Raw genomic sequence first — 4,319 nt, forward strand, 5'->3', positions numbered from 1 at the left:
GTGCGGAACTGCGCCTCCAGGACCTTGGAGGACTGGATCCGGAACTTCAGTCCCTTGTAGTCGGCGGGCGAGACCAGCTTCTTGTTGGCGCTCATCTGCTTGAAGCCGTTGTCCCAATAGGCGAGACCGGTCATGCCCTTGGCGTCCAGCAGCTTGAGCAGCTTGTCGCCGAGCGGACCGTCGGTCACCTTCCTCAGCGCCTTCAGGTCTGGCAGGATATAGGGCAGATCGAACACCTCGAATTCCTTGATCCCGATCGGCCCGAACTTCGAGTTCGACGGCGCCAGCATCTGCACCGCGCCGAGCTGCAGCGCTTCGAGCTCCTCCTTGTCCTTGTAGAGCGTCGAGTTCGGGTAGATCTCGACCTTGACCCTGCCGTCGGTGTACTTCTCCGCCAGCTCCTTGAACTTCTCGGCCGCCTTGCCCTTCGGCGTGTCGGACGCCACCACGTGGCTGAACTTGATCACGATCGGCGCATCCGCCGCCGTCGCGGGTCCCACCAGGGACACGGCCGCGATCGAGACCGCAGCCAAAATCAATCTACGCATGGTCCTCCCCCATATCGATCCGGGCATGCGCACACCGCGCCGCCCAAGGTTATTTCAAGCTATTTTGCGCCTGCGGCACCAATAGCGAGAAGCCGGGGCGAACGCCATTGCTCGTTCGCAGGGGGCGCCGAAAACCCATGCTGCAACGCAAAACGCGGCACCCGGAAGCGCCGCGTCCTGATCATGACCACTTCTTCAAGCATCAGCTCGCGGCCGCTGCCGGCCGGTCGCGCTGGTGCTTCATGACGATCTTGTTCAGCGCGCCGAGATAGGCTTTTGCGGAGGCCACCAGCGTATCCGGGTCGGCCGCCTTCGACGTCATCGAGCGTCCCTCATGACCGAGCCGCACCGACACCTCGGCCTGCGCGTCGGTGCCCTGCGTGACCGCATGCACCTGATACAGTTCGAGCTTGGCCTCATGCGGCACCAGCGCCTTGATGCAGTTGAACACCGCATCCACCGGGCCGTTGCCCTCGGCCTCCTCGATCTTGATCTGGCCGTCGACGTCGAGCTTCATGGTGGCGCGCTGCGGCCCGTGGGTGCCGGCGATCACCGTCAGCGAGGTCAGCTTGATGCGGTCATGCGACGCCGCGATCTCCTGATCGACCAGCGCCTCGATGTCCTCGTCATAGATGTCCTTCTTGCGGTCGGCGAGCGCCTTCATCCGCCCGAAGGCGTCTTCCAGCTGGTTCGGCCCGAGCTTGTAGCCCATCTCCTCCAGCTTGTGCACGAAGGCGTGGCGGCCGGAATGCTTGCCCAGCACCAGCGAGGACTGTTTCAAGCCGACCATCTCGGGCCGCATGATCTCGTAGGTCGAGGCGTCCTTCAGCACGCCGTCCTGATGGATGCCGCTTTCATGCGCGAACGCGTTGCGGCCGACGATCGCCTTGTTGTACTGCACCGGGAACGAGGTTGCCGCCGACACCAGTTTCGAGGCGCGCGTCAATTGCGTGGTGTCGATCCTGTTCCACCACGGAAACTTGTCGTTGCGGATGTTGATCGCCATCACGATCTCTTCGAGCGCGGCATTGCCGGCCCGCTCGCCGATGCCGTTGACGGTGCATTCGACCTGACGGGCGCCGCCGGCGATGCCGGCCAGCGAATTCGCCACCGCCATGCCGAGGTCGTTGTGGCAGTGCACGGAAAACACCGCCTTGTCGGAGTTCGGCACGCGCTCGATCAGGGTGCGCATGAAGTAAGTGTATTCTTCCGGCACGGTGTAGCCGACGGTATCAGGGATATTGACCGTGGTGGCGCCGGCCTTGATCACCGCCTCGACGACCCGGCAGAGGAAATCCATCTCGCTGCGAGTGCCGTCTTCGGCCGACCATTCGACGTCGTCGATCTGGTTGCGGGCGCGTGCGACATTGGTGACCGAGGTCTCGATCACCTGCTCCGGCGTCATGTTGAGCTTGACGCGCATGTGCAGCGGCGAGGTCGCGATCACGGTGTGGACGCGGCCGCGCTTCGCGAACTTCACCGCTTCGGCGCAGCGGTCGATGTCCTTTGGATGCGCGCGCGACAGGCCGGCGATCACGGCGTTCTTGGAGCGGCGGGCGATCTCGCTGACCGCCTGGAAATCGCCTTCCGAGGTGATCGGGAAGCCGGCCTCGATGACATCGACGCCCATGTCGTCGAGCATCTCGGCGACCTCGAGCTTCTCCTCGAAGGTCATGGTGGCGCCGGGGCATTGCTCGCCGTCGCGCAAGGTGGTGTCAAAAATGATAACGCGGTCCTTGTCGGACTTGGGTGCCGTGGTCATCTGCAAAATTTCCTTTTGGAGTGCTCGAGCTGTTGCTCTGTCGCGCTGAAGGCTCTGGTGAACTTACTCAAACCCCTGAGTGCCCAGGCGCAAACCGCCCAGCCGGCCCTCAGGGGCAGATAAGGAGCAGGCCGCCGAGAAGCAGGGTGGGCAGCAACGCAGCCGGAATTGCGGAGACATCGGCGCCGCGCACCGCTTCCCCCCGAACTCCATCCATTTGGCAGCGTATCAGCATTGCCAGACCCTTGAGACGCCAGAAATTCCCGATCAGAACCCGATTCTCAGTATCAACGATTGACAGAGAACGATTGAGGGTTCGTTGCCGGAACAGCGCTCGCCAGCGTTTCTAAACGAGAAACGCCTGAAACCGCAATGCCAAAAGATGGTCAGCATGGGTGACCTAATCTCTCGCCGGCAGTACCACGCCAGCTTGCCTGGCGCACAAGCAGTCCATCGCGCCGCGCGGCAGGTGCAAGAGGTGCATTGCCTCGTCGTAAGTGCTCCTCGCAAATGACGGTGGAAGAGTTGGACGCCTCTCTCGACCGTCATTGCCAGCCAACGGGTCGGCGCAACGCGCCGCCCGATGACAAGCTCCGCGAAGCGATCCATCGTGCAACAAATGCCGGTCGTCGATTTTTCGCAAGGGCGGTGCTTCACAGACATTGCTTCGCGTCCTCGCGGCGCGATGCGCCCGAGTTGTTACCTCAACAATTGCGCCCTGAAGACAGAGGGCGCGCTGGAATGCCGGGTGCCCGATGCACCCGCAGCCTCGTGTGCGACTTGGTAGTAGTAGAAAGCACACGAGTATTCACAGCGGTCGCACCGGAAGATCACCCGGCATCCCCGCACGCAATGGTTTTTCAGCTTATACGCGCTCTCCCCGGCGACGAATATCCTTCTTGCCACCGTCGCCCCACGGACTCACGGCTCATCCGCGCCCGGTTGGGCCGATGCTTGCCTCCGCGAGACTTGACACCAGCAACGGGTGCCAGGACCACACGACTTCGCCGACCGCGACGGCACCGTCCGTCCGCATGATGCTGACCGCTCACAGACCTCAGTCCGCCCTGCGACCCGCGTGTCACGCCCGACACCGCCGCGTCCACCGCATTCCGTCCCCCGCGTCCGTGACGATTGCGGACACCCCTCAGGTGGGAACAAAACGTGAACAGATATACCGGTGATTTGGGACGGCAGCAAGCCGGATTGATTGACAACATCGAAGTTACTCACAGGCCATCCACAGGTTCGCCGCGCGCCTTGACGCTCACCTGACGACGGAGCCGCGCGAACGCCAACGATCCGCCGATCGGAGTAGACCCGAAGCGGCCGGCCGGTGATCGGAACGACGCGATCAACCCAAGACCGACAAGCGGGGGTCAACGGAGCTGGAGGCTCGCATCTGCCAGCGAGATGCTATTTCAGCCGCCGAGGGCACAAGCTCTGGGCGCTAACCTGACTTTGCGGATTCGCCGCGCGAGATCGGGCTCACGCGCTATTCCCATCCAGAGCCTGAACTTCAGCTCTTGACGACCGGCTCAAGCTGCGCCTGCCGCCGCATCCGCCGCCCAGGATCACGCCGGCCGCCGTCATCCAAATGAGCCACGCGACGCAAAAGCGCCGCCGGCCACGCTATTACTCCCCGCCTGATGTCTTCGCACAATACTCGCGCCAAAACTGCCGGTAGCCGGCCTCGACCCGCTCCGTGTAGACCCTGCTATTGCCGGCTGGCGAGGCAGCGATCATGGCCGGCAGTTCCTGCCGCAGCGTCGCCAGATAAGCCGGCATCGCGGCAAATTTGCGCGCGATCGCGACATAGCCCTCGTCGTCATCAGCGACCCAGTCGTCGAGACCGATCGCCTTCACGATGGCGCCGGCCACGCGCGCCGCGGTGGCGCGACCGAGCTTGGCGATGACGGGAACGCCCATATAGAGCGATTCCCAGGTCGAGATGCCGCCGTTCGCCGGAAACGGATCGAGCGAGATGTCGATGGCCGCGAACGCCCGCA

At 63.3% G+C, this 4,319-nt stretch carries 2 protein-coding genes and 1 pseudogene; all 3 read right to left on the reverse strand.

The window, feature by feature from the left end:
• Positions 1 to 548 (reverse strand): DctP family TRAP transporter solute-binding subunit (locus WCB02_RS11415; RefSeq protein ID WP_423958265.1); only part of this gene is annotated, 548 nt, incomplete at its 3' end.
• 202 nt (positions 549 to 750) lie between these two features.
• Positions 751 to 2,310 (reverse strand): 2-isopropylmalate synthase, encoded by a 1,560-nt coding sequence (locus WCB02_RS11420; RefSeq protein WP_423958266.1) that lies wholly within the window; start codon positions 2,308 to 2,310, stop codon positions 751 to 753.
• A gap of 1,635 nt (positions 2,311 to 3,945) precedes the next feature.
• Positions 3,946 to 4,319: pseudogene (locus tag WCB02_RS11425) on the reverse strand (tetratricopeptide repeat protein); the annotation flags it as partial.

Origin of the sequence: Bradyrhizobium sp. (assembly GCF_049581145.1) — a bacterium.
GTDB lineage: Bacteria > Pseudomonadota > Alphaproteobacteria > Rhizobiales > Xanthobacteraceae > Bradyrhizobium.

What these genes read in the sequence shown, in the direction of transcription:
- WCB02_RS11420 (WP_423958266.1), bottom strand. Translation starts at nt 2,310, where the DNA reads ATGACCACGGCACCCAAGTCCGACAAGGACCGCGTTATCATTTTTGAC.